Origin of the sequence: Klebsiella sp. NPDC088457, from assembly GCF_044900465.1 — a bacterium.
GTDB lineage: Bacteria > Pseudomonadota > Gammaproteobacteria > Enterobacterales > Enterobacteriaceae > Klebsiella.
Genome location: NZ_JBJDNH010000001.1, coordinates 110,675 through 135,615, shown reverse-complemented (window position 1 = coordinate 135,615; position 24,941 = coordinate 110,675). Strand labels below are relative to the sequence as shown.

Here is a 24,941-nt window from a genome sequence, read left to right as displayed (position 1 = left end):
TATGAGCGATCTATTCCGCGATATTTCACCCGAAGCGCCTGAACTACAGCCGATTATCAACGGCCTGTTCGCTGAATACGCGTCGCGCTACGGCGACTATTTTTCCCGCGATGCGGAAGTCGAACTGACCGAATGGTATCTGGCGCCGCAGGGGCTGTTTATCGTGCTGGAGCGGGAGGGGGAAATTATCGCCACCGGCGCCTACAAACCGAAAGATACCCACACCGCGGAAATAAAACGTATCTGGACTCATCATGCCCTGCGTCAGCAGGGGCTGGCGGCCAGGGTGGTGCAGGAGCTGGAGCGGCGGGCGGTGCTGGCGGGCTACAGCCATATCTACCTGACCACCGGTTTTCGCCAGCCGGAAGCGGTCAGGCTCTATCTGAGCCAGGGCTATGACGCGCAGTTTGACCTGACGCGCAACCCGGAAGAGTACAGCCAGCCGCCGTTTGACGGCCGGCTGCGGTTCACCAAAGCGCTGGCGGTCAGCGCCCTAAGCCACAGCGCCTGAGGAGGGAACATGAAAACATCGGAAACGATTAAAGTGGTCCCGGCGCGCTATCCGCTACGTGCCGTGGGCGCGGTGCTGGCGCTGCTGGTTCTGGCGGTGGTGGTGCAATCGGTGGCCTTTAACCCGCGCTGGGAGTGGGCGGTCTTTGCCCGCTGGTTCTTTGATCCGGTTATCCTCGAAGGGCTGGGGCAAACGCTGCTGCTGACGCTGCTGGGTAGCGTATTGAGCGTCATTTTCGGCGGCCTGCTGGCGCTGGCCAGACTCTCTTCCTCATGGTTGCTGAGCAGCCTTGCCTGGGGCTATATCTGGCTGTTCCGTTCGCTGCCGCTGATTGTGGTGCTGATTATCCTCTACAACTTCTCCTATCTTTACGACACGCTGTCGCTGGGTATTCCCTTTACCCATATCAGCTGGGGCAACTACCAGACCATTAACGTGCTGGGACAGTTTTCCACGGCGGTAGTCGGACTGACGCTGGTGCAGAGCGCCTATACCGCGGAGATCATCCGCGGCGGTTTTCTCGGCGTCGACCACGGGCAGTATGAGGCGGCCGCCGCGCTGGGCCTGCCCGCGTGGCGCCGCACGCTGCGTATTATTCTGCCGCAGGCGCTGCGGACGATTTTGCCTTCCGGCTTTAATGAAATTATCAGTCTCGCCAAAGGTACGGCGATGGTGTATGTGCTGGCGATGCCGGAGCTGTTCTACACCATTCAGATGATCTACAACCGCACCCAGGAGGTGATCCCGCTGCTGATGGTTGGCGCCGTCTGGTATCTGGCGATCACCAGCGTGCTGTCGCTGATTCAATATCTGGTGGAGCGCGCCCTCGCGCGCAGCGAACGTCGCTCTGCGGTGAACTCGCCGCGCCGCGCCCGCAGCGCCGAATCGCCCCGTCAGCCGCAACCGCAGGAGACTATCCATGCCCAACTCTCATAACGGCCATATCTCGATTACCGGCGTCAGCAAATATTTTGGTCGCCACAAGGCGTTGGACGACGTTTCGCTGGAGATCGCGCCCGGGACGGTCACGGTGATCCTCGGTCCGTCCGGGTCGGGAAAGTCAACGCTGTTGCGCGCCATTAACCACCTGGAGCGGGTCGATGAAGGTTTTATCCAGATCGATGGCGATTACATCGGCTATCGTCGGCAGGGCGACAAACTGTATGAACTGAAGGAGAAAGAGATCCTCCGCCAGCGGGTTAACGTGGGCTATGTGTTTCAGAACTTCAACCTGTTCCCCCATCTGACGGTGCTGGAAAACCTGATTGAAGCGCCGATCGCCCACAAGCAGGCCAGCCGTAAGGAAGCGGTCGAACGCGCCTATGAGCTGCTTGATGTGGTGGGGTTGCGCAATAAGGCCGATGCCTGGTCACGCCATCTCTCCGGCGGCCAGCAGCAGCGCATCGCCATCGCCAGAGCGCTGGCCCTCAAGCCGCGGGTGATGTTGTTTGATGAGCCGACATCGGCGCTGGACCCGGAACTGGTAGGGGAAGTCCTTGACGTGATTAAAAAACTGGCCCGCTCCGGCACTACGCTGGTGGTGGTGACCCATGAAATCGGGTTTGCGCGCGAGGTCGCCGATCAGGTGGTGTTTATGGTCGATGGCAAAATCATTGAACAGGGCAGCAGCGACGCCGTGCTTAACCATCCGCAGCATCAGCGGACGCGGCAATTTTTATCGAAGGTACTGGTATGAGAACGGGGATAGTCGCGTTGGCCCTCTGCGCCGTTTCTGCGGGGGCGCAGGCGGAAATCGATCTGCGGGCGAATGAGCAGCCGCTACCGGTCACGCTGGATAAGCAGGCGATCGCCAGGATCCCGGCCGGTTATCACTTTGTTGAGCCCGGTACCCTGACGGTGGCGATCTCGGCGCTCAACTCGCCGCCGCTGGCGCTGCTGGCGAGCGATAACCGGACGCGGATTGGCAGCGACCCGGATATTGCCCGCCTGCTGGCCGGGAGTTTAGGCCTGAAGCTGAAGCTGGTGCCGACGGCGTGGGAAGACTGGCCGCTGGGGATTACCTCCGGGCGTTATGACGTGGCGCTGGTCAATATCGCAGTCACCGAACAGCGTAAGGAGAAGTTCGATTTCGCCACCTATCGTGTCGATTCGCTGGCTTTTTCGGTTAAATCCACCAGCAGTATCGCTCACATCAGCGGCGCGGCGGATCTCTCCGGCCGGAAGGTCATTGTCGGTTCCGGCACTAATCAGGAGCGCATTTTGCTCGGCTGGAACGAAGAGAACGCCGCCGCAGGGCGCCAGCCGGCGCTGCCGGTGTACCTGACTGATGACGCCTCCGGCAATCTGTACATCCAGTCCGGGCGCGCCGATGTCTTCTTTGGCCCTCAGTCGGTGGCGGCCTACAAAGCGGCGCTGACCGGGACCACCAAAGTTGTCGGGCTGGGGCCGAAAAAAGCGTACGTCGCCACCACCACTAAAAAGGGCAATGGCCTGGTGTTTGCGTTGCAGGCGGCGCTTGATGGCGCGATCGCGCGCGGCGAGTATCAGCAGGTGCTGGCACGCTGGGGAGAGCAGGGCGAAGCGGTGGCACAGTCTCAGGTAAATCCCCCGGGGATCACCTACTAAAAAACCGCTGTTTCGCCGGAGTACAGGGCGAAACAGCGGGACGAACTTTCGCCAGCGGTATTAAATCAGGCGCTGATGTTGCCAGCGGACCGGATAATTATTGATATCGACTTTCATCGCGGTGTTCACAAATCGGCAAAGATGATGTCAATGTCACTTTATGCGTTGTGTGGCGGATTTGTATGCGGTATTGCAGGGTTGGGCGTCGCCACGACGGGGGCAACGCTACCGGCAACAGCGTATTCTGTATCATGTTGCGTCGTACTTTTGCGCGGGGGGGCCGGCATGCCAGCCCGATTTTGTGCCTAAACTTAATGTTTATCGTGGAGGCCGAAAATGATAACCGTCTATGGTGTACCGGGCTGGGGGTCGGCGATCGGCGAGCTGATGCTGACCCTGGCCGGGATCTCTTATCGCTTCGTCAACGTTGCCGGTTTCGATCAGCCGGGCCCGCAGCGCGACAGCCTGCTGCAGCTAAACCCGCTATGTCAGGTACCGACCCTGCGGCTGGATGATGGCAGCGTGATGACCGAATCCGCCGCGATGGCCTTAATGATCCTTGACCAGCGCCCGGATCTGGCGCCGGCGCCGGGGACGCCGCAGCGCCAGCAGTTTCAGCGCCTGCTGATCTGGCTGGTGGCCAATGTCTACCCCACGTTCACCTATGCCGATTATCCACAGCGCTGGACCGACGATGCGCCTGAGCAGCTGCGGGAGAACTGCATTCGCTATCGCAAGTCGCTCTATCTGTGGCTGGAACAGCAGCTGCGCGCGGAGCCTTATGCGCTGGGGGCCGACATTTCGCTGCTCGATTGTTATATCGCGGCGATGTGCAACTGGGGGCCGCGGCGGGCGTGGTTTATGGAGCACACGCCAAAGTTTGTCGCCGTGGCGGACAAGGTGTACCAGCGGCCGGAGCTACAGCAGGTTCTGCGTGACAACGAGTTGATTTAAAACACAAAAGGCGAACCGACTCCGCGGCGCTATGCTAGTTTATCGATCTGACAAATAAGGAGCCTGCTATGCCACATGTTGATATTAAATGTTTTCCCCGCGATCTGACCGATGAACAAAAAAGCGCATTGGCCGCCGATATCACCGACGTGCTTGTCCGTCATCTCAATAGCAAAGAGGGCGCGGTGAGCGTCGCCCTCAATCAGGTTGAGCAAAGCGACTGGCAGCAGGTCTGGGACAGCGAGATTGCCCCGCAGATGGCGCGGCTGATTAAAAAACCGGGCTACAGCATGTCGTAATACCTGTCCCGCAAGGCGGCGTCCAGGCCGCCCGTTGCCGGGCTATCCCCCATCGCCGGTCTCAGCATACAATTCAGGATGCGAAGCCCGGACGCGGAGCATCGCCGCGCGGACGTCATGCTGGGTTTCTTTCACCCACATTGCCGCCAACGGCAGTCCCGGACGCCGGTTCGCGATCGTTTTTTTGCCGCCCAGGGGAATCTGGCGATCGCCGGCCCGACGTTGACCAACGTTAACAATATTCGGGCGATTATCATTACCTGATCCGGCGCTACCCGGATGCGGCATAACACACCGCATGCGGGTTCCCTTCAGAAGCCCCTCTTTTGGCTTGCGCGCGGGATAGCGGCGGGTAAAGGCTTGAGGTCCGACGGCCGCTGGTCGAATCGATACCCCATCGATGATGAGATTTTATAAAAGCGTCCCGCAATGTTAGCCTGCTCTGCGCAGAGTGGGGGATAATATGGATTTAAGAAAGTTTCAGGCGTTAGCCGGCGTGCAGCTTTGCACGATGTTATTTGGTCTCTCGGCGGTGCTGGCGAAAGGGCTGCCGCTGCCGGTGAGCGCGATTGTCGCCGGGCGCGCCGCCTGGGCGGTAGTGACCTTATCCGCAGTTTTGCTGCTGGCGCGTCGTCAGTGGCGGCGGCTATCCTGGCGAGAGCTGTCTCATCTGGCGATTAACGGCCTGCTGCTGGCCGGGCACTGGATCTGCTTTTTCACCGGCGTTGAACAGGGCGGTGTGGCGGTCGGGACGCTGGGCTTCGCCTGTTTTCCGCTGTTTGTGGCGCTGATTGGCCGGGTTATCTTCGCCACGCCGATTACCCGGCGGGATGTCGCCGCGATGGTGATGGTGGCGGTTGGCCTGCTGGTCATTTCGCCTGAAGCGCTGTCGGCGCAGGGCGGGGGAAGCGCGCTGCTGTGGGCGCTAGCCGCGGGTTTATCTTACGCGGTGATTGTGCTGTATAACCGCCATGCGAAGACCGGCGCTTCGCCGCTGCAGTCCGCATGGCTCCAGTGTTGCGCCTGCGCGCTGGCCACGCTTCCCTGGGGATATTCCGCCATCCGCAGCGCCGACGGTGAGACGTTGTTGCACGTTATATTAATAGGCGTGCTGTGCACCGGTATCGCCTACAGCCTGTTGACCTTTGCGCTGCAATACGTCGCCGCGGGCAAAGCGGCGATCGTGATAGCGCTGGAGCCGCTGTGGGCGGTTTTCTTTGCCGCCATCTGGTTTGGCTCGCTGCCGGGGCCGGCCGTTTTTATCGGCGGCGGATTGATTATTGCGGCGGTTGCGTTCTGCGGGTCAGCGTCGTAAACGGCTGCGCGCCGTTGGCCGCGCCCGCCCGCGTAGGGTGAAACGGCGCTTTTCTGTCTCTGGCGCTATGGTCGCCAGGCCGCCGGGGGCAGTAAGCAAACTACTCCTCCGGGGTATTGGCCCGCACATGTCGGCCGCTGGCGACAAAGTTTCCGGTGCCGAGATGATGCAGCGTATTGAGCTTATCGTCGTCGAACTGCCAACGTCCGCTGATAAACGCGCGCTCATCGGCGGCGGCGGCAACCACCTCGCCAAACAGCGTGTCGTACTGCTCCTGAGCGGCGGTCGGCGGCAGCAGGCGACACTCCATCCACGCCAGACACTTCTCCTCAATTAACGGCAGCCCCAGTACCGGGCCATTGACCACCGGAATACCGTAGGCGTTGAATTTATCTTCGTCGCGCCCGCTGATGCTGCCGACCGCATAGGTCCAGCTGGCGGCGGCGACGCCCGGCACCACGATGCCGAAGGTCCCGTTACGTTCAATAATTTCCCGTGTCCAGGCGCTCTTATCGACCACGATGGCGAGGCGCGGCGGCGCAAACTCCACCGGCATCGACCAGGCGGCGGCCATCACATTGCGGCGTTCTGATGCCGCGTCATAGCTGGTGATAAGAATAGTCGGGCCGTGATTGAGCAGGCGACTGGCGTACTGGAGTTCCACGTGGCGAAAACGGCTCATAAGCGTTCCTTGGTAAATGGGTCTGATGCCAGACAACACGTTAAGCCGCAATGAAAATGTAATCAATACGTCATACAGGCTGCCTATAGTCGGCAGCACTAAGTCCCAAAGAGGATAACACTATGTTAGCTCCCCTGTTTTTAGCACAGGTGGGCGCGGCCCGGCGGATGTTGACCGCCGGCAGAGCATCGCTTTCCCGGCGGGGAGGGCGATAATGCGTGCGCTTACCGGCATCAAACTCGATAGCGTTTCTTTCGCTTTCGGCACTCATACCGTACTTAACCATATCGATCTGCATATCGACGCGGGCAGCATTGTCGCGCTGCTGGGCCCCTCCGGCTGCGGCAAAAGCACCCTGCTGCGCCTGCTGGCGGGATTAACCGTTCCGGCCAGAGGCGAAATCCATTTTGGCGATCGGCTGATCGCCAAAAGCGGATGGGGAATGCCTCCGGAGCAGCGCGATATTGGCATGGTGTTCCAGGATTACGCCCTGTGGCCGCATATGACGGTGGCGCAAAATATTGCCTTCCCGCTGCGGATGCGCGGCGTGGCGCGCAACCTACGCCAGCAGCGGGTGAACGCTGCGCTGGCGAGGGTCGGTTTAACCGGTTTCGCCGAACGCAAACCGTCCGGTCTCTCCGGCGGGCAGCAGCAGCGGGTGGCGCTGGCGCGCGCCATCGTTGCCGAGCCGCGGGTGCTGCTGTTCGACGAACCGCTCTCCAACCTCGATAGCGAACTGCGCGAATCCTTGTGTATCGAAATGAGCCGCCTGCTGCGCCAGCTCGGGATCACCGCGGTGTATGTCACCCATGACCGCCGCGAAGCAGAGCTGTTGGCTGACCGTATTGTGCATTTATCCGCGGGCAGCATCGCCGCCGTCCGCACCGTGACTTCATCCTCAGGGGAAACCGCATGAAATCCGTTATGACGTTTAAGAAAGGAGCTACGCTCGCGATTATGCTATCGGCCACGATGATCTCCAGCGCCCACGCGCTGACCGTATATACCGCCGGCCCGGGTACGCTGGCGAAAAGCCTTGCCAGCGGATACGAAAAGAAAACCGGCGTCAAGGTGAATATTTTCCAGGCCACCACCGGCAAAGTGATGGCGCGGCTCGAAGCCGAACAGGCTAACCCGCAGGCGGATGTGCTGATCTCCGCGTCGTGGGATACCGCGGAGGATTTGCATAACCGCGGCTGGCTCCTGCCGTACCAGAGCGCCAATGCCGAAAAGGTACCGGCCAACCTGCAGTCGGCGGACTACGTCGCGCAGGGGATTTCCGCGCTGGGGATCGTCTGGAACAGCAAAAGCGGGACCCCGGAGCCGAAAGAGTGGCGCGATCTGACCGAAGCGGCGTTTAAAGACAAAGTGACGACGCCGGACCCGGCGCTGTCGGGCGCATCGTTAGATTTGCTGATCGGGCTGCAAAATGGCATGGGCGATAAGGCCTGGGCGCTGTTCGACGATCTGAAAAAGAACGGTATGGTGGTGAGCGGACCGAATGCCCAGGCGGTTACGCCGGTGATGCAAGGCGCGAAAGCGGCGGTCTTCGGCGCGGTGGATTACGTTTCCTACGGCAATATCAACCAGGGTGAATCGCTGAAGGTGATTTTCCCCGCCAGCGGTACGGTGATCGCCCCGCGGCCGATGATGATCCTCAAAACCACCCGGCATGCGGATGATGCCAAAGCCTTTGTCGATTATGTGCTGTCGGCGGAAGGGCAGGCGCTGGTCGCCGGGGCCTGGCTGATGCCGGCGCGGGCCGACATTACCGCCAAACGTCCGCTGCTCAACGAGCTGAAGGTTCTGCCAACCACCGGCGACGGCAGCAGCGAACGTCGCGCGGTGCTGGCCCGCTTCAATACCCTGTTCGGACAATAAGTTCGGCTATTCTCCCCGGCGGCGCGGTGCCGGCCGGGGGGACAGACGTCGGGTTTGCGTCTGGCCGCCGCCCGGATGATTTCGCTCGTCCCCAGGAAGATATGGTGAAACAGAAACTGATTCCCGGCATCACGCTGGCGGCGCTTCTGCTGCTGGTGGCGTTGCCGCTGCTTTTTATTCTCTTACAGGCGGTGTTTCCGCAGTTTAGCGGCGGATCATTCCAGGGCCCGTTCAGCGGGGTTTCCGCGCTGCTGGCCGATCCGCAAATACCGGCCATGCTGGGCGGGACCTTATGGATTGCCTGCGGCGTCGCGCTGGTCAGCGTGACGATTGGTCTACCGCTCGGCGTGCTGCGCGGCTTGTTTAATCTGCCGCTGTCGCGCCTGTGGGATCTGCTGTTTTTGATCCCGTTTCTGACGCCGCCTTACATCGCGGCGCTGTCATGGATGCTGCTGCTGCAGAGTAACGGTTATCTCCAGCAGCTCACCGGGTGGGATCTTAACGATCTGCTGTTTAGCCGCACGGGAATCGTGCTGGTGATGACGCTGAATATTTTCCCGGTGGTCTATTTTGCCGTTTCGCGCAGCCTGCTGGCGAGCGGGCAGCGGCTGGCTATGGTCGCCAGGGTCCACGGCGCCAGCGCCTGGCGTGCGTTCTGGCACGTGACGCTGCCGATGCTTTCTCCGGCGCTGGCGGCGGGGATGCTGCTGGCGTTTACCCTGGCGATTGAGGAGTATGGCGTGCCCGCGGCGCTGGGGTCGCGCGCGGGGGTGGTGATGCTTACCGTCGGTATTGAAAACAAACTCGCCGACTGGCCAATCGACCTGACCGGGGCGTCGCTGCTGTCACTGCTGTTAATTACGCTGGCGCTCCTCGCCTGGTGGTTGCAAAAGCGGCTGGTTGGCGACAAAGAGGTGACCAGCGTGACCGGCAAACCGGGTGAAAACAGCGGGGCTGAACTGGGCTGGTTGACCGCGCCGGCCCTCTTATTGCTGGCGGCGGTCGGCGGGCTGGCGGTGCTGTTGCCGGGCGCGTCGATGGTGGCCACCAGTCTGAGCGGTACGCTTTCCGGCGGCCTGAATGCGGACAATTTGACCTTCAGACATTTTGCCGCGCTCTTCAGTCAGCAGGGCGATGCGCTATCGGCGCTGGGCACCAGCCTCTCTCTGGCGTTGGCTTCGGCGCTGATTGTCGGCGTGCTCGGTCTGGTCGCCGCCTGGCTGGTGCTGGTGCAAAAAATCAAAGGCAGCGCGCTGATTGATGCCCTGTCGCTGATGCCAGCGGCGTTGCCCGGGGTGGTGGTGGGCGTCGGCCTGATCCTGCTCTGGAACCGCCCGTTCTGGCCGGTGTCGCCCTATAACACCTGGTTTATGCTGCTGCTCTCCTATTGCTGCCTGCTGCTGCCGTGGCCGGTGCGTTACGTCGGCAGCGCGCTGCGTCAGCTTGGCGCGAACCTTGAACCGGCGGCGCGGGTACATGGCGCATCGTCGCTGCAGGCGCTGCGGCTGATCGTCCTGCCGCTGGTCTTCCCGGCACTGCTGGCGGCGATGTTAATGGTGTTTGCGGTGGCATCGCGTGAGCTGGTGACCTCCCTGCTGCTGGCGCCGGCGGGCACCCAGACCGTGGCGGTGTTTATCTGGCGTCAGTTTGAGCAAGGTTCGCCGGGGCAGGGAATGGCGATGGCAAGCCTGACGCTTTTCAGCGGCCTGCTGTTGATGCTTGGCGCCCTGGCGCTGATGCAGCGTACCGCCCGCTGACGCGGGCGATCGCACAAAATTGCCAGTGCGCGGCTAAAAATACGCTATAAATGACGCACACCGTTTGCTGGAGGCATTGATGAGCCCATTTTTACGTGCGTACTTTTCTCGTCTGGGCTGGACGGGAACCCCCGATGTGTCGATTAACACGCTGCGGACGCTGCATCTTCACCACACTGGCGCGATCCCGTTTGAAAATCTGGATGTGCTGCTGCCGAGGGAGATCCATCTCGACGATCGGGCGCTGGAAGATAAGCTGATTGGCGCTCGGCGCGGCGGCTACTGTTTTGAACAAAACGGCCTGTTTGAGCGCGCCTTAAGTGAGATTGGCTTCCGGGTGCGCAGTCTGCTCGGCCGGGTGGTGCTGGCGAATCCGCCGCAAATGCCGCCGCGTACCCATCGGCTGCTGCTGGTGGAAGTGGAGGGAGAGCGCTGGATTGCCGACGTCGGCTTTGGCGGCCAGACCCTGACCGCGCCGATTAAGCTGCTGGCGGATATTCCTCAGCAAACTCCGCACGGCACCTATCGTCTGCTGCATGAAGGCGATCTGTGGACCTTGCAGTTTAACCATCATGAGCACTGGCAATCGATGTACCATTTCGATTTGGATCGCCAGTTTGCCGCCGATTATGTGATGGGTAACTTCTGGTCGGCTCATTGGCCGCAGTCGCATTTTCGCCACCACCTGCTGATGTGCCGTCATCTGCCCGACGGCGGCAAGATGACCCTGACCAATTTCCATTTTACCCACTGGGATAACCAGCATGTGGTGGAGAAAGTGGACCTCCCGGATGTCGCCACGCTGTACGATGCGCTGCAGACGCGCTTTGGCCTCGGCGTCGATGATGCCAAACATGGCTTCAGCGAGGCCGAACTGGCGGCGGTGATGGCGGCGTTTGATACCCATCCTGACGCGGGCAAGTAGGCGCTGAGCGCCTCCTGCCCGGTCAACTGGTCGGGAATCTCGGGGCCGGAAGCCATTCGTTCCGGCCCGAGCGTTTGCGCTTGCCCGCTATTCCTCCTCGGGTCGCGACGGCGGTGGGATATCCGCTAAACAAAACATTTTCCCGCCGCCGAATGACCAGTCCTCCGGCTCGGTAAATCCAATGACCACCATGATGTTATGCGGGCCGATCCCCAACGAGCGTTCAAGTCTGGCGACTAAATTTTGATAAAAAGCCTGCTTCTGGCGCGGGCTGCGCGCTTTGCCTGCCGTTATCAGAAACAGCAGATAATCGTCGCTGCGCCTGCCCTCTGCGCCGCAGAGATAGTCAGGGTCAAACACGCGCTGTCGCGGGCTGTAGCAGTCAAAAAGCTGAAAGCAGTCGCCAGGCGGCACCGAAAAATGGTCTTCAAGCGCCTGCTGCAAATCCAGGGAAATTTGAGCGTGCCATTGCGCGAAACGCGACTCAGAAATGGCGATGCGGGTCATGGGCATAAGCATCCCCTCATTCGGTATCGCGCTGGCTAAACACATTGAGTGCCGACACCGCCGCTGGCCATCCGGCGTAAAACGACAGGTGGGTAAAAAGCTCCGTGATTTCGCTCTCCGTTACGCCGTTTTTCCGGGCGAATTTCAGGTGCCAGGCAAGCTGTTCAGGACGATACATTGCGACCAGCGCGCTGAGAGTGATTAGGCTTCTGTCGCGCGGTGACAGCGCCGGGCGCTGCCAGATATCGCCAAACAGGACCTCTTCACTCAGTGATGCCAGCTTTGGCGCCAGCGCCGCCAGGTTTTCCCGTGTCAGATTAACTTTGTCCATTTTCAACCTCATATGTGGGATGTCACGGAGACGATATCCGGTTATGATGGTTTCGATAATCATATAATTTATGAATAACAATCCTGAAAAATGGGATGATTAATGATGACCAGACGACCACTGACCTTTGATGCCGACGCGCTACGCGCTTTCGTGACCGGAATGGAGCTCGGCAGTTTTGCCCTTGCCGCCGAACGCCTGGGGCGTTCAACGTCGGCGATCAGCGCTCAGCTTAAAAAGCTTGAGCAGCAGAGCGGCACGGCGCTGGTACAAAAGGCTGGGCGTCATCTGGCGCTGACGGCGGAGGGGGAGATTATGCTGAGCTACGCGCGGCGAATGCTTAGCCTGAATGACGAAGCCTGGGCTGCGCTGAAGGCCAGAGGAGCGAGCGGCGAGGTTCGCCTCGGACTGCAGGAGGATTTTGGCGAGGTGTTACTGCCGGCGGTCCTCGGGCAATTTTCCCGGGCCTGTCCCGAGGTGGAGATTGCGGTTACCGTCACGCGAAATGCGCCGTTGCGCAAGGCGATGATGCGCCAGGAGCTCGATCTGGCCCTGAGCTGGGAAGGGCGCGACGAACCGGTTTTTGATCATCTGCTGGGGAGACTGCCGCTGCAGTGGATCGCCGCGGCGGAGTTCGATCTTGCCCGTTATCTCGACAGAAACCAGCCGCTGCCGCTGTTGGCCTTTGAAGCGCCGTGCGTCATGCGCACCGCCGCCACCGCGGCGTTAGACAACGCCGGTATTCCCTGGCGTATTGCCGTTACCAGCCGCAGCCTGAACGGTATCTGGGCCGCCGCATCTGCAGGGCTGGGGGTGGCGCTACGCACAACGATGGGCATGCCTGCTTCGCTGCAGGTCGTTCATTGCGCAAAATTGCCTGCGGCGGGTGACATTGGAGTGGGGTTATATGGCGATGAAAATCGGCTTGCCGGGCCGGCGAAACTGCTGCTGCATACCATTACCGCCTGTTTTGCGCTGCATATGCCGCCGACGGATAGTTTCGCTGTGCGCGGAGCCCCGGTCTGTTAATCTGTTTTTTGCGTCTGAGGCGCAAATTTGCTATCCGTTTGACAATAGAATAATGATGAAAACAGGAATAGCGCACAGGCACCCAAATATAACGCTTGCGGTGTAGTCCTTTACCTCCGTCAGATAATCGTCATTAAATCTATTGAACGCTTTAACGGCATCTGTTTCGTTTTCAGCGTCTACCTCAACGTGATGTTTTCTGAATCCCTGTCGTTTCATCTCTTTAATCAAAGAGGATGTCACTGCGTCTTTTGCCACGGCTTTCCCGCCGCGGCTGCTGATAAAAATGACGTATTTCCCCATGGTTCCCTCACATACGTATCATCGGGTTGAGTCAGCGCTTTTCAAGAGAAGAGAGCAAGCGCGGGGAAGAGTATAAGCCATTGCGGGAAGCGACTACAGGCACCTCCTGTTTTAAAAGCATCAGCCTCCTGGCGCGGAGGCTGATGGTTAGCCCATAAGGGCTGACAGAGAGGGAGGTAAAATATTCAGCGTCGGGTTCTCACCAGCTGGTAGCGGCGGGTCAAATATTCTATCGGCGCGCTCCAGACATGCACCAGGCGAGTAAACGGGAAGATCAGGAAGATGGTCATCCCCAGCACCAGATGAATGCGATAGATAAACGCCACGCCATCCAGATGCGCCGAGGCGCCGCCGTGGAAGGTGACCACCGCCTGCGCCCAGTCCACCAGCTTGAGCATTTCGCTGCCGTCCGGATGTTGAGCGGAGAAGGGGATCGTCGTCAGACCGAGCGCGCACTGAAGCAGCAAAATGCACAGAATCAGAATATCCGCTGTCGATGAGGTCGCGCGAATACGCGGGTTGGTCAGGCGGCGAATCAGCAGCCCCGCGCCGCCGACCAGCGTCAGCACGCCGCAAACGCCGCCGAGAATCATTGCCATCAGCTGCTTTTGCGACATCGGCAGGAACCACGAGTAAACCCAGTGCGGGGTCAACATGCCGAACAGGTGGCCAAAGAAAATGCCGAGAATGCCGATGTGGAACAGATTCGACCATAACACCATGCCGCGTTTATCGAGCATCTGGCTGGAGGAGGCGCGCCAGGTGTACTGACCGTAGTCATAGCGCAGCCAGCTGCCGATGAGAAACACCGTACCGCACAGATACGGATAGATATCGTAAAAAAAGACGTTCAGGTACTGTATCATTTCGGGCCTCCGGCACGGACGTCGACGTACTGCGGCGCGACGTCCTGGCTAAAGCGACGTTGATAGTTTTGCAGCGGGGAGCTGTCGCAGGCGGTGGCGTTATCTTCGATAAATTTCACCTGTTCCTCTTCCCACACCGCATCCAGCGCCTGGCGGGTATCATCGCGCTGTTCACCCGCCACCTGTCTGGTGACACTGTCACTATTGAGTTTGCTGCCGGCCAGCGCCAGCAGCACGTCAAACAGCTGATAATATGCGCAGCGCCGCTGCTTTAGCCGCCCGCCGAGCAGCGCCAGAATCGGCGCGACGTTTTGCAGCCCCTCCTGCGCGCCCTGCCGCGGGAGGGTACTAAGGTACTCCAGATAGAGTGGCAAATGGTCAGGCAGCTCGCGGCAGCCGATGTGTAAACCGGCCTGTTCATACTGATTCATCAGGTTAACCATCGCCTGGCCGCGGTCGCGGGATTCGGCATGCACATGCTCAAACAGCAGCAGCGAGGTGGCCCGTCCGCGTTCGAAGACTTCGCACCATTCCGCCTGGCGATCGAGCAGCGGGGCGGCCAGCAGCGGCTCGACAAACGGCAGCAGCGCCGGCGCGTCGGCGCGGACCAGTTCCAGCGCCTCTGCGCGGTTGTCCCAGAGCAGATCATCCGGGTACTCCAGCAGCAGACCGATGACTTTGAGGATCCGCATTAGTCTCCCTCCCCGATGTTGATCGCATCGATACGCTGGCTGTTGAACAGATTGAATTTGCTATCCGATCCGTGGCAGCCGTCGCCGAAGGTAAAGCCGCAGCCGTTGCGTTCCGGGAAGGCGTCTTCCGCCATTTCACGGTGGCTGGTGGGGATGACAAAGCGATCTTCATAGTTAGCGATGGCGAGGTAGCGATACATCTCTTCGACCTGCTCAACGCTTAATCCGACCTCTTCAATCGCCCGGGTATCGGTTACCCCCTCCACGGTCTGCGAACGTTTATAGTGGCGCATCGCCATCATCCGTTTCAGCGCCCGCAGCACCGGGCCGGTGTCGCCCGCGCTCAGCAGATTAGCCAGATACTGGACCGGAATGCGCAGGCTTTCGACGGCGGGCAGGATGCTGCCGTTATTCGGCAGGCCGCCCGCATCGGCGACGGACTGAATCGGCGACAGCGGCGGAACGTACCAGACCATCGGCAGGGTGCGATATTCCGGGGGCAGCGGCAGAGCCAGCTTCCACTCCATCGCCAGCTTATAGACCGGGGATTTCTGCGCCGCGTCGATGACGTTATGCGGGATCCCTTGCTGCAGCGCTTCTTCAATGACCGCCGGGTCGTGCGGATCGAGGAACACATCGCACTGACGTTCATAGAGGTCGGTCTCATGTTCGGTGCTGGCCGCTTCTTCAATCCGATCGGCGTCATACAGCAGCACGCCAAGATAGCGAATACGTCCGACGCAGGTTTCCGAACAGACCGTCGGCTGGCCGGATTCAATCCGCGGATAGCAGAAAATGCATTTTTCCGACTTGCCGCTTTTCCAGTTGAAGTAGATTTTTTTGTACGGACAGCCGCTGATGCACATCCGCCAGCCGCGGCATTTATCCTGGTCGATCAGCACAATGCCATCCTCTTCGCGCTTATAGATGGCGCCGCTCGGGCAGGTGGCGACGCAGCTCGGGTTAAGGCAGTGTTCGCACAGGCGCGGCAGATACATCATGAAGGTGTTTTCGAACTGGCCATACATCTCCTTCTGCATGGCCTCGAAGTTGCGGTCGTGGGCGCGCTTTGCAAACTCGCCGCCGAGCAGCTCTTCCCAGTTGGGGCCCCAGCTGATTTTCTCCATCCGCTTGCCGCTGATCAGCGAACGGGGGCGGGCGGTAGGCAGATGCTGGCTCTCCGGCGCGGTATGCAGATGTTGGTAATCGTAGGTGAAGGGTTCGTAGTAGTCGTCGATGCCCGGCAGCTGCGGGTTAGCGAAGATTTTTGCCAGCACGCCCACGCGATTGCCGAGGCGTGGGGTCAGCTTGCCGGTGATCCCACGGATCCAGCCGCCTTGCCACTCCTCCTGGTCTTCCCAGTTTTTCGGGTAGCCGATGCCGGGTTTGGTCTCCACGTTGTTGAACCAGGCATATTCCATACCTTCGCGACCGGTCCAGACGTTCTTACAGGTGACCGAACAGGTGTGGCAACCGATGCATTTGTCGAGGTTCAGGACCATGCCGACTTGCGAGCGTATTTTCATTTTTTCGCCTCCTGTATCTGATTGCGACCTTCGTCATCCAGCCAGTCAATGTTTTTCATTTTGCGAATTATGATGAACTCATCGCGGTTGGAGCCGACGGTGCCGTAGTAGTTAAAGCCGTAGGCCAGCTGGGCATAGCCGCCGATCATATGGGTTGGTTTGGGGCAAATGCGGGTCACCGAGTTATGAATCCCCCCGCGACGCCCGGTCACTTCGGAACCCGGAATGTTGATAATCCGCTCCTGAGCGTGGTACATCATGGTCATCCCGGGGGGAACGCGCTGGCTGACCACCGCCCGGGCGGTCAGCGCGCCGTTGGCGTTGAAGGCCTCAATCCAGTCGTTATCTTCAATGCCAAGCTCTCTGGCGTCGGTTTCGCTGAGCCAGACGATCGGTCCGCCGCGCGACAGGGTCAGCATCAGCAGGTTTTCGCTTTAGGTGGAGTGAATCCCCCATTTCTGGTGCGGCGTAAGGAAATTGAGCGCCTTTTCCGGGAAGCCGTTCGGCGGAATCTCATGCATATGGCTGACGCTACGGGTATCAATCGGCGGTCGGTAGACCACCAGGCTTTCGCCGAAGGCGCGCATCCACGGGTGATCCTGATACAGCTGCTGGCGGCCGGAGAGCGTGCGCCAGGGGATCAGCTCGTGGACGTTGGTGTAGCCGGCGTTATAGGAGACGTGCTCGCTTTCCAGACCGGACCAGGTCGGGCTGGAGATGATTTTGCGCGGCTGGGCCTGAATATCGCGAAAGCGAATCTTCTCATCTTCTTTGTTGATGGCCAGATGGGTATGATCGCGCCCGGTAAACTGCCCGAGCGCTTGCCAGGCCTTGACCGCCACCTGGCCGTTGGTCTCCGGCGCCAGGCTGAGGATCACCTCGCTGGCGTCGATGGCGCTGTCGATCCGCGGGCGGCCTTTTGCCGGGCCGTCGGGTTTGACGTAATTCAGCTTGCCGAGGAACGCGACTTCGTCATCGGTTTGCCAGGTAATGCCTTTGCTACCGTTGCCGAGTTTATCCAGCAGCGGTCCCAGGGAGGTAAAACGCTCGTAGGTGGTGGGGTAGTCGCGCTCAACCACGGCGATGGCCGGCGCGGTTTTGCTAGGGATCAGATCGCACTCGCCTTTATGCCAGTCCACCACCTCAAACGGCTGCGACAGCTCGCCGGCGGAATCGTGCTGGAGGGGGGTAAGCACCACATCGCTTTCGCTCGCCAGGTGGCCGACGCAAACCGTCGAAAAGACCCGGGCGATCTCTTTATAAATCTCCCAGTCGCTTTTGGCCTCCCAGGCCGGGTCGACGGCGGCGGAGAGCGGGTGGATAAACGGATGCATGTCCGAGGTGTTCATGTCATCTTTTTCGTACCAGGTGGCGGTCGGCAGGACAATATCGGAGAACAGGCAGGTGCTCGACATGCGAAAGTCGAGGGTCACCAGCAGGTCGAGTTTGCCCTCGATGGCGGCGGTTTGCCACTCCACCTCTTCCGGTTTCACCTCATCCGTCGCCCCCAGCTCATCGCCCTGAATCCCGCTGTCGGTACCGAGCAGATATTTGAGCATATACTCATGGCCCTTCCCGGAGGAGCCCAGCAGGTTGGAGCGCCAGATAAACATATTCCGCGGGTGGTTTTTACCGCTATCCGGTTGCTCGCAGGCAAAGCGGATAGCGCCGGATTTCAACCCCTGGACGGTGTAGTCGGCGGGGGATAGCCCGGCGGCGTCCGCCAGCTGTTTGATGGTCAGCGGGTTGACGTTCAGCTGCGGCGCGGAAGGCAACCAGCCCATCCGTTCGGCGCGTACGTTGAAATCGATCAGATGGCCGGTGAAGCGACTGGCATCCGCCAGCGGGGAGAGCAGCTCCTGCGCGGTCAGCTTTTCATAGCGCCACTGACAGGAGTGATTATAAAAATAAGAGGTGCTGTTCATCTGACGCGGCGGGCGGTTCCAGTCGGTGGCGAAGGCCAGCGGCAGCCAGCCGGTCTGCGGGCGCAGTTTTTCCTGACCAACATAGTGCGACCAGCCGCCGCCGCTTTTCCCGATGCAGCCGCAGAACACCAGCATGTTGATCATCCCGCGGTAGTTCATGTCCATGTGGTACCAGTGATTGACGCCGGCGCCGAGAATAATCATCGACCGACCGTGGGTTTTATGCGCGGTGTCGGCAAACTCCCACGCAATTTGCTCTATGTGTCGGCGCGGCACGCCGGTAATCTGTTCGGCCCAGGCCGGGGTGTAGGCTTTGACCTCGCTGAAATCTTGCGCCGCGTTTTGGTCATTCAGACCGCGATCGAGCCCGTAGTTGGCCAGCACGAGGTCATAGACGCTGACCACCAGTTTGCGCTCGCCGTTAGCCAGGGTCAGCCGTTTGGCCGGCAGCTGATGGACCAGCACCGGCTGCTGCTGCACGCTACGAAAATGCGGGTTCTCATTGCCGCCAAAATAGGGGAAGCCCACCGCAGCGACCTCATCTTTGAGATCCAGCAACGAAAGCGTGAGTTCGGTCTCTTGCCCGGCGGCCCGCTGTTCGAGGTTCCATTTCCCTTTTTCGCCCCAGCGGAAACCGATGGAGCCGTTGGGAGCGACTAATTCCCCGCTAACGTTAAAGGCCACGGTTTTCCACTCCGGGTTATTGCTTTCGCCCAGCCCATCGAGCAGGTCGGAGGCGCGCACCATGCGTCCCGGCACCCAGCTACCGTCATCCCGGCTATCGAGCATCACCAGCATCGGCATGTCGGTGTAGCGGCGGCAATAGTTGAGGAAGTAGTCGCTGGGGTTATCGAGATGGAATGTTTTTAAGATCACATGGCCCATCGCCATCGCCAGCGCGCAGTCGGTACCCTGTTTCGGCGCCAGCCACTGATCGCACAGTTTTGCCACTTCCGAATAGTCCGGCGTAATGGCGATGGTTTTGCTGCCTTTGTAGCGCACTTCGGTAAAAAAGTGGGGGTCCGGCGTCCGGGTCTGCGGCACGTTAGAGCCCCAGGCGATGATGTAGCTGGAGTTATACCAGTCGGCGGATTCCGGCACGTCGGTTTGCTCGCCCCAGGTCATCGGTGAGGCGGGGGGAAGGTCGCAGTACCAGTCGTAGAAGCTCAGGCAGGTGCCGCCAATCAGCGACAGGTAGCGGGTCCCGGCGGCATAAGAGACCATCGACATTGCCGGAATCGGCGAGAAACCGACAATGCGATCCGGGCCGTACCGTTTGATGGTCCAGACGTTGGCGGCGGCAATCAGCTGGTTTAGCTCTTGCCAGGTCGAGCGAATAAAGCCGCCTTTACCGCGCGCCTGCTTGTAGCTAAGGCATTGTTGCCGATCCTGCATGATGCTGTCCCAGGCCGCCACCGGATCCGGATGCCGGGTCAACGCCTCGCGCCACAGCTCAATCAGCCGTTTGCGCGCCAGCGGGTACTTGAGGCGGTTGGCGCTGTAGAGATACCAGGAGTAGCTGGCGCCGCGCGGGCAGCCGCGCGGTTCGTGGTTGGGCAGGTCCGGACGGGTGCGCGGATAGTCGGTCTGCTGAGTTTCCCAGGTGACCAGCCCATTTTTGACATAAATTTTCCAGCTGCAGGAGCCGGTGCAGTTCACGCCGTGCGTGGAGCGGACTATCTTGTCGAACTGCCAGCGCTGGCGGTAGCTATCTTCCCAGTCGCGGTTGGTGTCCAGCACCTGGCCGTGGCCGTTGGCAAAGGTTTCGCCTTTCTGCTTAAAGTAGCGAAAGCGATCCAGTAGTTTGCTCATGACATTATCTCCTGACGGAGGCGGGAGCCCCCGGGGTTACACTGCTCAGCATTTTTTCTGTTTATTTCGCGGCGGGCCTGCGGCGGCCGTAGACCAGCCAGGTCACCAGCACGCAAACGACATAAAAGATCAGGAACACTTTCATCGCGCCAACCGGCGAACCGGTCATTGCCAGGGAGGTGCCAAAGGCTTTGGGGATGAAAAAGCCCCCGACGGCGCCGATGGCGGAAATAAAACCCAGCGCCGCGGCGGTATCGGTTACCGCTTCGCGCTGGGCTTGCTCATCGCTTCCGCCGCGCTGCTTGACGCTATCGATGGTCATCTGGCGGAAGATCACGGCGATCATCTGGAAGGTGGAGCCGCTGCCAAGACCGGCGGTGATAAACAGCCCCATAAACACGATGTAAAAGGCGAGGAAGCTACCGGCGCCCGAGCCGGGTAAGGTCAGAAACAGCAGTCCGCTGAACAGCGCCATCAGCATAAAGTTAACCAGCGTCACCCGGACGCCGCCCAGCCGGTCGGAAATGATGCCGCCGAAAGAGCGGGCCAGCGCGCCGATAAACGGCCCGAAGAAGGCCAGTTTAAGGATATTGACGTCCGGGAACTGGGTTTTGGCCAGCATGGCGAAGCCTGCCGAAAAGCCAATAAACGAGCCAAAAGTCGCGAGATAAAGCAGGCTCAGCAGCCACATATGCGGGCGTTTTAATACCGGGAGCTGATCGCGGATCGCGGTTCTGGCGCCGGCGATGTCGTTCATGCCGAACCAGGCGGCAACGGTGGCAGCCAGCAGCAGCGGCACCCAGATCAGCGGTGAGTTACCTGGCCACAGGCTCGACCCGTCGGGCTGATCGACGCCGCGTACGCCGAGAAAGGTAAAGATCGGCAAAAAGATGACCACCGGCGAGAGCAGCTGCATCACGCTGACGCCGAGGTTGCCCAGGCCGCCGTTAACGCCGAGGGCGCTGCCTTGCTTCGCTTTCGGATAGAAAAAGCTGATGTTCCCCATGCTGGAGGCAAAGTTGGCCCCGGCAAATCCGCATAGCAGGGCGATTATAATAAATGTCCAGAATGGCGTTGCCGGGTTTTGTACCGCGATCCCCAACCACAGGCAGGGAACCACTAATATAACGGTACTGAATACCGTCCAGTAGCGCCCGCCAAATATAGGAACCATGAAAGAATAGGGCACCCGTAATATCGCCCCGGACAGCGAAGGCAGCGCGGTTAATAAAAAAAGCTGATCGGTAGTGAAATTAAATCCGACTTTATTGAGATTAACCGCCACGGCGCTGAATAACATCCAGACGCAGAAGGCAAGTAATAAACAGGCGACTGAAATACAAAGGTTTCTTCGGGCAATGGCTTTTCCTTTATTTTCCCAGAATGCCGGGTTTTCGGGTCTCCAGTCGGTTAAAAGGTAATGATTATCTTTCTCATTTTCTCTTGACATATTGCCCTCGAATGAACCGTAACCAAAGAAAAATTAAATATGAGAAAACAGCAAATTAAGCAGAAGAGGCGATTAAGGCTGGCTGATTTAATTATTGTAATGTTTGAAGAATAGATAAAAAAAAGACGGCAGAAGAAAGCCCATTGGCAATAGGTGATTATTATTTGTTACAAAATGTAAATTAAATGTGATTCAGTTCGCGAGGTGGTGGGCGGATCCTCAGGCCTCAGGCGGAGCGACAGGCCCGCCGCGGCGGCGCATGCTGATGATTCTGCCATGGCGATGGCAAAGGGATTACGGGCGCAGTAGCTCCAGCGTTATATAATAGTTTATATAACGTGTAAACACACTCTCGTCGAACGCTTTCATACCGAGGGCGTAAATGCCGTCCAGACCGCAGACGAGAGCGATTAAACGCCAGGCGATATTTTCCGCGCTATCGCCGGGGTGGAATTCGCCGGATTCGCTGCCAATACGGATAATCTTCACCGTCTCCTCGTGCCACATCGACATGGTCAGCAGGTAGGCCGCCTTGATGTCGTCATCGCTGCCGGAAAGCAGTTGCCCCTCGCGCCACAAGCGGATGTAGGGCTCCAGGCGACCATCTTCACTGCCCAGCATCGAGAACAACCGCTCGCGGCAGCTGGCGTTGTCGTCCACCAGCTGGATATCCAGCATTTCACCAATCAGGCGGACAAAGGCCTGGGCTTTGAGCTCGCCAATGGAGGCGAAGTGGTGGTGCAGCTGTCCGGTGGCGACGCCCGCTTCAGCGGCAATCTGGCGTACCGTCATCGCCCCCAGCCCCCCTTGCAACGCCACGCGCATAGCCGCCTGCAGGATGACTTCCCGCCGCGCTTCCCGATTCAAATAATGCATATTGCCCCGCTAAGCCGTGATTTGCATCGATAGTAACAAAAAGTTGGACAGTTGTTCAACAATCCGGCAGGATCGCAATCCTGGACACGTGTCCAATTTGCAAACTTGAGGAATGGAGTATGTCTCGGCAATGGTTAACGCTGGTGGCGATTTTACTGGTCTATGTTCCGGTGGCGATCGATGCCACGGTGCTGCATGTCGCCGCGCCCACGCTTAGCATGTCGTTGGGGACCAGCAGCAATGAGCTGCTGTGGATCATTGATATTTATTCATTAGTGATGGCCGGTATGGTGCTGCCGATGGGCGCGCTCGGCGATAAAATTGGCTTTAAACGCCTGCTGCTGCTCGGGAGCGCGATTTTTGGCGTGGCTTCGCTGGCGGCGGCATTGTCGCCCAGCGCGCAGGCGCTGATTGCCGCCCGCGCGCTGCTGGCGATAGGCGCGGCGATGATCGTCCCGGCAATGCTGGCGGGGATTCGCAACACCTTCGCGCAGGCGCGCCAGCGAAATATGGCCCTTGGCCTGTGGGCGGCGATTGGCTCCGGCGGAGCCGCCTTCGGCCCGCTGGTCGGCGGGGTGCTGCTGGAGCATTTTTACTGGGGATCGGTGTTCCTGATAAACGTCCCTGTTGTGCTGGCGGTGATCGCCTTCTGCGCCCGGATGGTGCCGCGTCAGCCGGCGCGTCGCGAACAGCCGCTCAATTTTATGCAGGCCATCATGTTGATTGCCGCGATCCTGATGCTGGTATTCAGCGCCAAAACGGCGCTGAAAGGGCAGATGGCCGCGTGGATCAGCGGGCTGGTGGCGCTGGCTGGCGCCGGGCTGCTGGTGCGCTTCGTTCGTCAGCAGCTTTGCGCCGCGACGCCGATGGTGGATATGCGCCTGTTCACCCATCGCATTATTTTAAGCGGCGTGATGATGGCGATGACCGCGCTGATCACCCTGGTCGGGTTTGAACTGCTGATGGCGCAGGAGCTGCAGTTCGTCCACGGTAAAACGCCGTTTGAAGCCGGGCTGTTTATGCTGCCGTTGATGGTGGCCAGCGGCTTTAGCGGCCCCATTGCCGGGGTGATGGTTTCGCGGCTTGGGCTGCGCCAGGTGGCGACCGGCGGCATGTTGCTGAGCTCATTCAGCTTCCTTGGCCTGGCGATGACCGACTTTAGCACCCAGCAGTGGCAGGCATGGGGATTCATGATCCTGTTAGGTTTCAGCGTCGCCAGCGCCTTACTGGCGTCGGGAGCGGCGATTATGGCGGCCGCGCCGAAAGAGAAAGCGGCGGCGGCGGGCGCGATTGAAACGATGGCTTATGAGCTGGGAGCAGGTCTGGGGATCGCCCTGTTCGGGCTGATCCTGACCCGCAGCTACAGTTCGTCGATAGTGTTACCCGCGGGGGTTGACGGGCACGCGGCGACGCAGGCGTCATCGTCTATTAGCGAGGCGATTGCGCTGGCGCACACGATGCCGGCTATTCCGGCGCAGGCGCTGGTTGACGCCGCGAAAAGCGCCTTTATCAACGCCCACAGCACCGTGCTGGCTACCGCCGGCGTGCTGCTGCTGTTGCTGGCCGCGGGGATCTGGCGCAGCCTGGCGAAAGCGCCGGCGATGAACTGATCGCCGGCGGCGATCCCGGCTAACGTCGGGTGGCGTACCAGCAGAGCAGGGAGCCGGCGCAGACCATACCGGCGCCCTGCCAGAATGGCCATGACAGCGCGGCGCTCAGCAGCATCGCCGCCAGCGCCGAGGAGAGCACCGGCGTGAAGTACGAAGCCGCCGCCAGCAGGCTGACGTTGCCATGCAGGATACCCACGTTCCATGCGGCATAGCCGAACCCCAGCGCCACCGCGCACATTACCAGCTTAATCACCACCGGCCAGCTAAACACCATCGGCGGCTGTTCGCTGAACAGAAACTTCAGCCACAGCGTCAGGGCGGTTAATAAAACAAACAGGGTGATACCGTTGTGACCCCGGGCATATTTGGCGGTTACCGTACAATAGCTCGCCCAGATAAAGGCGCCGATGAACGCCATAATATAGCTCAGGGGGCTGGAAACGACGTTGCGGGTAATTTCCGCAATATTCAAACCGTGTTCGCCGCCTAATACCCAGGAAACCCCGAGAAGAGCGAGTAATAAGCCGGGAAGCACCAGCCAGTTGGTCTGTTGCCGGTTAAAGAGAATCGCGAATAAAATAGTCAGGCTGGGCCACAGATAATTGACCATTCCGACTTCAATGGCCTGCTGACGGCTGCCGGCAAATCCCAGCGACAGCGCCAGGCAAATTTCATAGCTGACGAACAGCAGGCTGCCCGCCGCTAAATAGGGGCGCGGCATCTGGCGCAGGCGGGGAAAACCGACGGTCGCCAGCAGTAATAAACCGCTGAGGGTATAGATCATTGCCGCGCCGCCCACCGGGCCTAACCCCTCGCTGACGCCGCGTATTAAACCGACCATTGTGCTCCATAATACAATGGCGACGAGACCGGTCAGCGTGGCTTTTTTCTTTTCCATTCAAACCTGACACCTGTTGCAATCAAGAGTCGATTTATAACACTTTTTCATTCCCGCTGGCCCCTAATTTCCGCGTGGCTTAATACCAAGTGAGTAAGGAAACCCGGTGACCTTGACTATTAAGGGGGCGACCGTTTTCGACATTGATTTGACGCAAAAAAATCAGGGACATTGCTGTTAGTTTCCCTGGCGATGAACAAGCATCC

The 24,941-nt window shown here is 59.6% G+C and carries 24 protein-coding genes and 1 pseudogene; 14 read left to right on the top strand and 11 right to left on the bottom strand.

The genetic code is table 11. From position 1 onward, the window contains the following. The first annotated feature begins 1 nt into the window (after nucleotide 1). From ACI2JR_RS00605 to ACI2JR_RS00570, 8 genes are all read left to right on the top strand, one after another. Nucleotides 2–511 (top strand): GNAT family N-acetyltransferase, encoded by a 510-nt coding sequence (locus tag ACI2JR_RS00605; protein WP_132730894.1) that lies wholly within the window; start codon nucleotides 2–4, stop codon nucleotides 509–511. A gap of 9 nt (nucleotides 512–520) precedes the next feature. Further along, a complete protein-coding gene (locus tag ACI2JR_RS00600) occupies nucleotides 521–1,447 on the top strand; it encodes an amino acid ABC transporter permease (protein ID WP_132730895.1) in 927 nt (308 codons plus the stop codon). Continuing rightward, nucleotides 1,431–2,207 (top strand): amino acid ABC transporter ATP-binding protein, encoded by a 777-nt coding sequence (locus ACI2JR_RS00595; protein WP_132730896.1) that lies wholly within the window; start codon nucleotides 1,431–1,433, stop codon nucleotides 2,205–2,207. The genes ACI2JR_RS00600 and ACI2JR_RS00595 overlap by 17 nt, the downstream gene beginning before the upstream one ends. After that, on the top strand, nucleotides 2,204–3,097 hold the full coding sequence (locus tag ACI2JR_RS00590; protein ID WP_462477574.1) for a transporter substrate-binding domain-containing protein: 894 nt from the start codon (nucleotides 2,204–2,206) through the stop codon (nucleotides 3,095–3,097). Before ACI2JR_RS00595 ends, ACI2JR_RS00590 begins: the two co-directional genes overlap by 4 nt. Before the next feature lie 336 nt (nucleotides 3,098–3,433). Then, a complete protein-coding gene (locus ACI2JR_RS00585) occupies nucleotides 3,434–4,051 on the top strand; it encodes a glutathione S-transferase family protein (protein WP_462477573.1) in 618 nt (205 codons plus the stop codon). A 68-nt stretch (nucleotides 4,052–4,119) separates the two neighbouring features. Continuing rightward, nucleotides 4,120–4,350, top strand: a complete 231-nt coding sequence (pptA, locus tag ACI2JR_RS00580) for a tautomerase PptA (protein ID WP_132730899.1) — start codon at nucleotides 4,120–4,122, stop codon at nucleotides 4,348–4,350. A 78-nt stretch (nucleotides 4,351–4,428) separates the two neighbouring features. Further along, nucleotides 4,429–4,614, top strand: coding sequence for a hypothetical protein (locus tag ACI2JR_RS00575; protein WP_462477572.1), 186 nt, complete (start codon nucleotides 4,429–4,431; stop codon nucleotides 4,612–4,614). A 199-nt stretch (nucleotides 4,615–4,813) separates the two neighbouring features. Beyond that, nucleotides 4,814–5,665: a DMT family transporter gene (locus tag ACI2JR_RS00570; RefSeq protein WP_462477571.1), complete on the top strand. Its 852-nt coding sequence runs from the start codon at nucleotides 4,814–4,816 to the stop codon at nucleotides 5,663–5,665. A 100-nt stretch (nucleotides 5,666–5,765) separates the two neighbouring features. Here the strand turns inward: ACI2JR_RS00570 and ACI2JR_RS00565 are convergent, their stop codons facing one another. Further along, complete coding sequence (locus ACI2JR_RS00565; RefSeq protein ID WP_132730902.1) at nucleotides 5,766–6,347, bottom strand: flavin reductase family protein; 582 nt, start codon at nucleotides 6,345–6,347, stop codon at nucleotides 5,766–5,768. 211 nt (nucleotides 6,348–6,558) lie between these two features. Here ACI2JR_RS00565 and ACI2JR_RS00560 point away from each other — a divergent pair, with 211 nt between their 5' ends. From ACI2JR_RS00560 to nhoA, 4 genes are all read left to right on the top strand, one after another. Further along, nucleotides 6,559–7,263, top strand: a complete 705-nt coding sequence (locus ACI2JR_RS00560) for an ABC transporter ATP-binding protein (RefSeq protein WP_462477729.1) — start codon at nucleotides 6,559–6,561, stop codon at nucleotides 7,261–7,263. Then, entirely contained in the window at nucleotides 7,260–8,228 is a 969-nt protein-coding gene (locus ACI2JR_RS00555; RefSeq protein ID WP_132730904.1) for an ABC transporter substrate-binding protein, read from the top strand. Before ACI2JR_RS00560 ends, ACI2JR_RS00555 begins: the two co-directional genes overlap by 4 nt. A gap of 101 nt (nucleotides 8,229–8,329) precedes the next feature. After that, nucleotides 8,330–9,985: an ABC transporter permease gene (locus ACI2JR_RS00550; protein ID WP_462477570.1), complete on the top strand. Its 1,656-nt coding sequence runs from the start codon at nucleotides 8,330–8,332 to the stop codon at nucleotides 9,983–9,985. 79 nt (nucleotides 9,986–10,064) lie between these two features. After that, nucleotides 10,065–10,910 carry an N-hydroxyarylamine O-acetyltransferase gene (gene nhoA / locus ACI2JR_RS00545; protein WP_462477569.1) on the top strand — a complete coding sequence of 282 codons (846 nt, stop codon included), beginning with the start codon at nucleotides 10,065–10,067 and terminating at the stop codon, nucleotides 10,908–10,910. Between the two features lie 87 nt (nucleotides 10,911–10,997). Here nhoA and ACI2JR_RS00540 read toward each other — a convergent pair whose 3' ends face one another. Together ACI2JR_RS00540 and ACI2JR_RS00535 are read right to left on the bottom strand one after the other, a co-directional pair. Then, the gene (locus ACI2JR_RS00540) at nucleotides 10,998–11,423 is read right to left on the bottom strand and encodes a tautomerase family protein (protein ID WP_462477568.1); all 426 of its coding nucleotides are present in this window, start codon (nucleotides 11,421–11,423) and stop codon (nucleotides 10,998–11,000) included. 10 nt (nucleotides 11,424–11,433) lie between these two features. Further along, the gene (locus ACI2JR_RS00535) at nucleotides 11,434–11,748 is read right to left on the bottom strand and encodes a carboxymuconolactone decarboxylase family protein (protein WP_132730908.1); all 315 of its coding nucleotides are present in this window, start codon (nucleotides 11,746–11,748) and stop codon (nucleotides 11,434–11,436) included. Nucleotides 11,749–11,853: 105 nt separating this feature from the next. Here ACI2JR_RS00535 and ACI2JR_RS00530 point away from each other — a divergent pair, with 105 nt between their 5' ends. Then, the gene (locus ACI2JR_RS00530; protein WP_462477728.1) at nucleotides 11,854–12,777 is read left to right on the top strand and encodes a LysR substrate-binding domain-containing protein; all 924 of its coding nucleotides are present in this window, start codon (nucleotides 11,854–11,856) and stop codon (nucleotides 12,775–12,777) included. 30 nt (nucleotides 12,778–12,807) lie between these two features. On the opposite strand, the gene ACI2JR_RS00525 is transcribed toward ACI2JR_RS00530, so the two are convergent. The 7 genes and pseudogenes from ACI2JR_RS00525 to ACI2JR_RS00495 form a co-directional block, all read right to left on the bottom strand. Then, nucleotides 12,808–13,080 (bottom strand): hypothetical protein, encoded by a 273-nt coding sequence (locus ACI2JR_RS00525; RefSeq protein ID WP_132730909.1) that lies wholly within the window; start codon nucleotides 13,078–13,080, stop codon nucleotides 12,808–12,810. Nucleotides 13,081–13,265: 185 nt separating this feature from the next. Continuing rightward, nucleotides 13,266–13,946, bottom strand: coding sequence for a respiratory nitrate reductase subunit gamma (narI, locus tag ACI2JR_RS00520; RefSeq protein WP_132730910.1), 681 nt, complete (start codon nucleotides 13,944–13,946; stop codon nucleotides 13,266–13,268). After that, the gene (gene narW / locus ACI2JR_RS00515; protein ID WP_132730911.1) at nucleotides 13,943–14,638 is read right to left on the bottom strand and encodes a nitrate reductase molybdenum cofactor assembly chaperone; all 696 of its coding nucleotides are present in this window, start codon (nucleotides 14,636–14,638) and stop codon (nucleotides 13,943–13,945) included. The genes narI and narW overlap by 4 nt, the downstream gene beginning before the upstream one ends. Beyond that, entirely contained in the window at nucleotides 14,638–16,164 is a 1,527-nt protein-coding gene (narH, locus tag ACI2JR_RS00510) for a nitrate reductase subunit beta (protein WP_462477567.1), read from the bottom strand. Before narH ends, narW begins: the two co-directional genes overlap by 1 nt. Continuing rightward, nucleotides 16,161–19,901: pseudogene (locus ACI2JR_RS00505) on the bottom strand (nitrate reductase subunit alpha). The gene narH and the pseudogene ACI2JR_RS00505 overlap by 4 nt, the downstream one beginning before the upstream one ends. A gap of 61 nt (nucleotides 19,902–19,962) precedes the next feature. After that, nucleotides 19,963–21,351 carry a NarK family nitrate/nitrite MFS transporter gene (locus tag ACI2JR_RS00500; RefSeq protein WP_462477566.1) on the bottom strand — a complete coding sequence of 463 codons (1,389 nt, stop codon included), beginning with the start codon at nucleotides 21,349–21,351 and terminating at the stop codon, nucleotides 19,963–19,965. Between the two features lie 294 nt (nucleotides 21,352–21,645). Next, on the bottom strand, nucleotides 21,646–22,227 hold the full coding sequence (locus ACI2JR_RS00495) for a TetR family transcriptional regulator (RefSeq protein ID WP_462477565.1): 582 nt from the start codon (nucleotides 22,225–22,227) through the stop codon (nucleotides 21,646–21,648). Between the two features lie 119 nt (nucleotides 22,228–22,346). Here ACI2JR_RS00495 and ACI2JR_RS00490 point away from each other — a divergent pair, with 119 nt between their 5' ends. Continuing rightward, complete coding sequence (locus ACI2JR_RS00490; RefSeq protein WP_462477564.1) at nucleotides 22,347–23,837, top strand: SmvA family efflux MFS transporter; 1,491 nt, start codon at nucleotides 22,347–22,349, stop codon at nucleotides 23,835–23,837. A gap of 19 nt (nucleotides 23,838–23,856) precedes the next feature. Here ACI2JR_RS00490 and yddG read toward each other — a convergent pair whose 3' ends face one another. Further along, complete coding sequence (yddG, locus tag ACI2JR_RS00485; protein ID WP_132730917.1) at nucleotides 23,857–24,735, bottom strand: aromatic amino acid DMT transporter YddG; 879 nt, start codon at nucleotides 24,733–24,735, stop codon at nucleotides 23,857–23,859. Between the last annotated feature and the right edge of the window lie 206 nt (nucleotides 24,736–24,941).

Bases quoted from the DNA above. Each gene is read 5' to 3' on its own strand.
- narI (WP_132730910.1), bottom strand. From the start codon at position 13,946: ATGATACAGTACCTGAACGTCTTTTTTTACGATATCTATCCGTATCTG.
- ACI2JR_RS00570 (WP_462477571.1), top strand. From the start codon at position 4,814: ATGGATTTAAGAAAGTTTCAGGCGTTAGCCGGCGTGCAGCTTTGCACG.
- nhoA (WP_462477569.1), top strand. From the start codon at position 10,065: ATGAGCCCATTTTTACGTGCGTACTTTTCTCGTCTGGGCTGGACGGGA.
- ACI2JR_RS00490 (WP_462477564.1), top strand. From the start codon at position 22,347: ATGTCTCGGCAATGGTTAACGCTGGTGGCGATTTTACTGGTCTATGTT.
- yddG (WP_132730917.1), bottom strand. From the start codon at position 24,735: ATGGAAAAGAAAAAAGCCACGCTGACCGGTCTCGTCGCCATTGTATTA.
- ACI2JR_RS00590 (WP_462477574.1), top strand. From the start codon at position 2,204: ATGAGAACGGGGATAGTCGCGTTGGCCCTCTGCGCCGTTTCTGCGGGG.
- ACI2JR_RS00595 (WP_132730896.1), top strand. From the start codon at position 1,431: ATGCCCAACTCTCATAACGGCCATATCTCGATTACCGGCGTCAGCAAA.
- ACI2JR_RS00530 (WP_462477728.1), top strand. From the start codon at position 11,854: ATGACCAGACGACCACTGACCTTTGATGCCGACGCGCTACGCGCTTTC.
- pptA (WP_132730899.1), top strand. From the start codon at position 4,120: ATGCCACATGTTGATATTAAATGTTTTCCCCGCGATCTGACCGATGAA.
- ACI2JR_RS00535 (WP_132730908.1), bottom strand. From the start codon at position 11,748: ATGGACAAAGTTAATCTGACACGGGAAAACCTGGCGGCGCTGGCGCCA.
- ACI2JR_RS00600 (WP_132730895.1), top strand. From the start codon at position 521: ATGAAAACATCGGAAACGATTAAAGTGGTCCCGGCGCGCTATCCGCTA.
- narW (WP_132730911.1), bottom strand. From the start codon at position 14,638: ATGCGGATCCTCAAAGTCATCGGTCTGCTGCTGGAGTACCCGGATGAT.
- ACI2JR_RS00495 (WP_462477565.1), bottom strand. From the start codon at position 22,227: ATGCATTATTTGAATCGGGAAGCGCGGCGGGAAGTCATCCTGCAGGCG.
- ACI2JR_RS00565 (WP_132730902.1), bottom strand. From the start codon at position 6,347: ATGAGCCGTTTTCGCCACGTGGAACTCCAGTACGCCAGTCGCCTGCTC.
- ACI2JR_RS00585 (WP_462477573.1), top strand. From the start codon at position 3,434: ATGATAACCGTCTATGGTGTACCGGGCTGGGGGTCGGCGATCGGCGAG.
- narH (WP_462477567.1), bottom strand. From the start codon at position 16,164: ATGAAAATACGCTCGCAAGTCGGCATGGTCCTGAACCTCGACAAATGC.
- ACI2JR_RS00555 (WP_132730904.1), top strand. From the start codon at position 7,260: ATGAAATCCGTTATGACGTTTAAGAAAGGAGCTACGCTCGCGATTATG.
- ACI2JR_RS00540 (WP_462477568.1), bottom strand. From the start codon at position 11,423: ATGCCCATGACCCGCATCGCCATTTCTGAGTCGCGTTTCGCGCAATGG.
- ACI2JR_RS00525 (WP_132730909.1), bottom strand. From the start codon at position 13,080: ATGGGGAAATACGTCATTTTTATCAGCAGCCGCGGCGGGAAAGCCGTG.
- ACI2JR_RS00500 (WP_462477566.1), bottom strand. From the start codon at position 21,351: ATGTCAAGAGAAAATGAGAAAGATAATCATTACCTTTTAACCGACTGG.
- ACI2JR_RS00550 (WP_462477570.1), top strand. From the start codon at position 8,330: ATGGTGAAACAGAAACTGATTCCCGGCATCACGCTGGCGGCGCTTCTG.
- ACI2JR_RS00605 (WP_132730894.1), top strand. From the start codon at position 2: ATGAGCGATCTATTCCGCGATATTTCACCCGAAGCGCCTGAACTACAG.
- ACI2JR_RS00575 (WP_462477572.1), top strand. From the start codon at position 4,429: ATGCGAAGCCCGGACGCGGAGCATCGCCGCGCGGACGTCATGCTGGGT.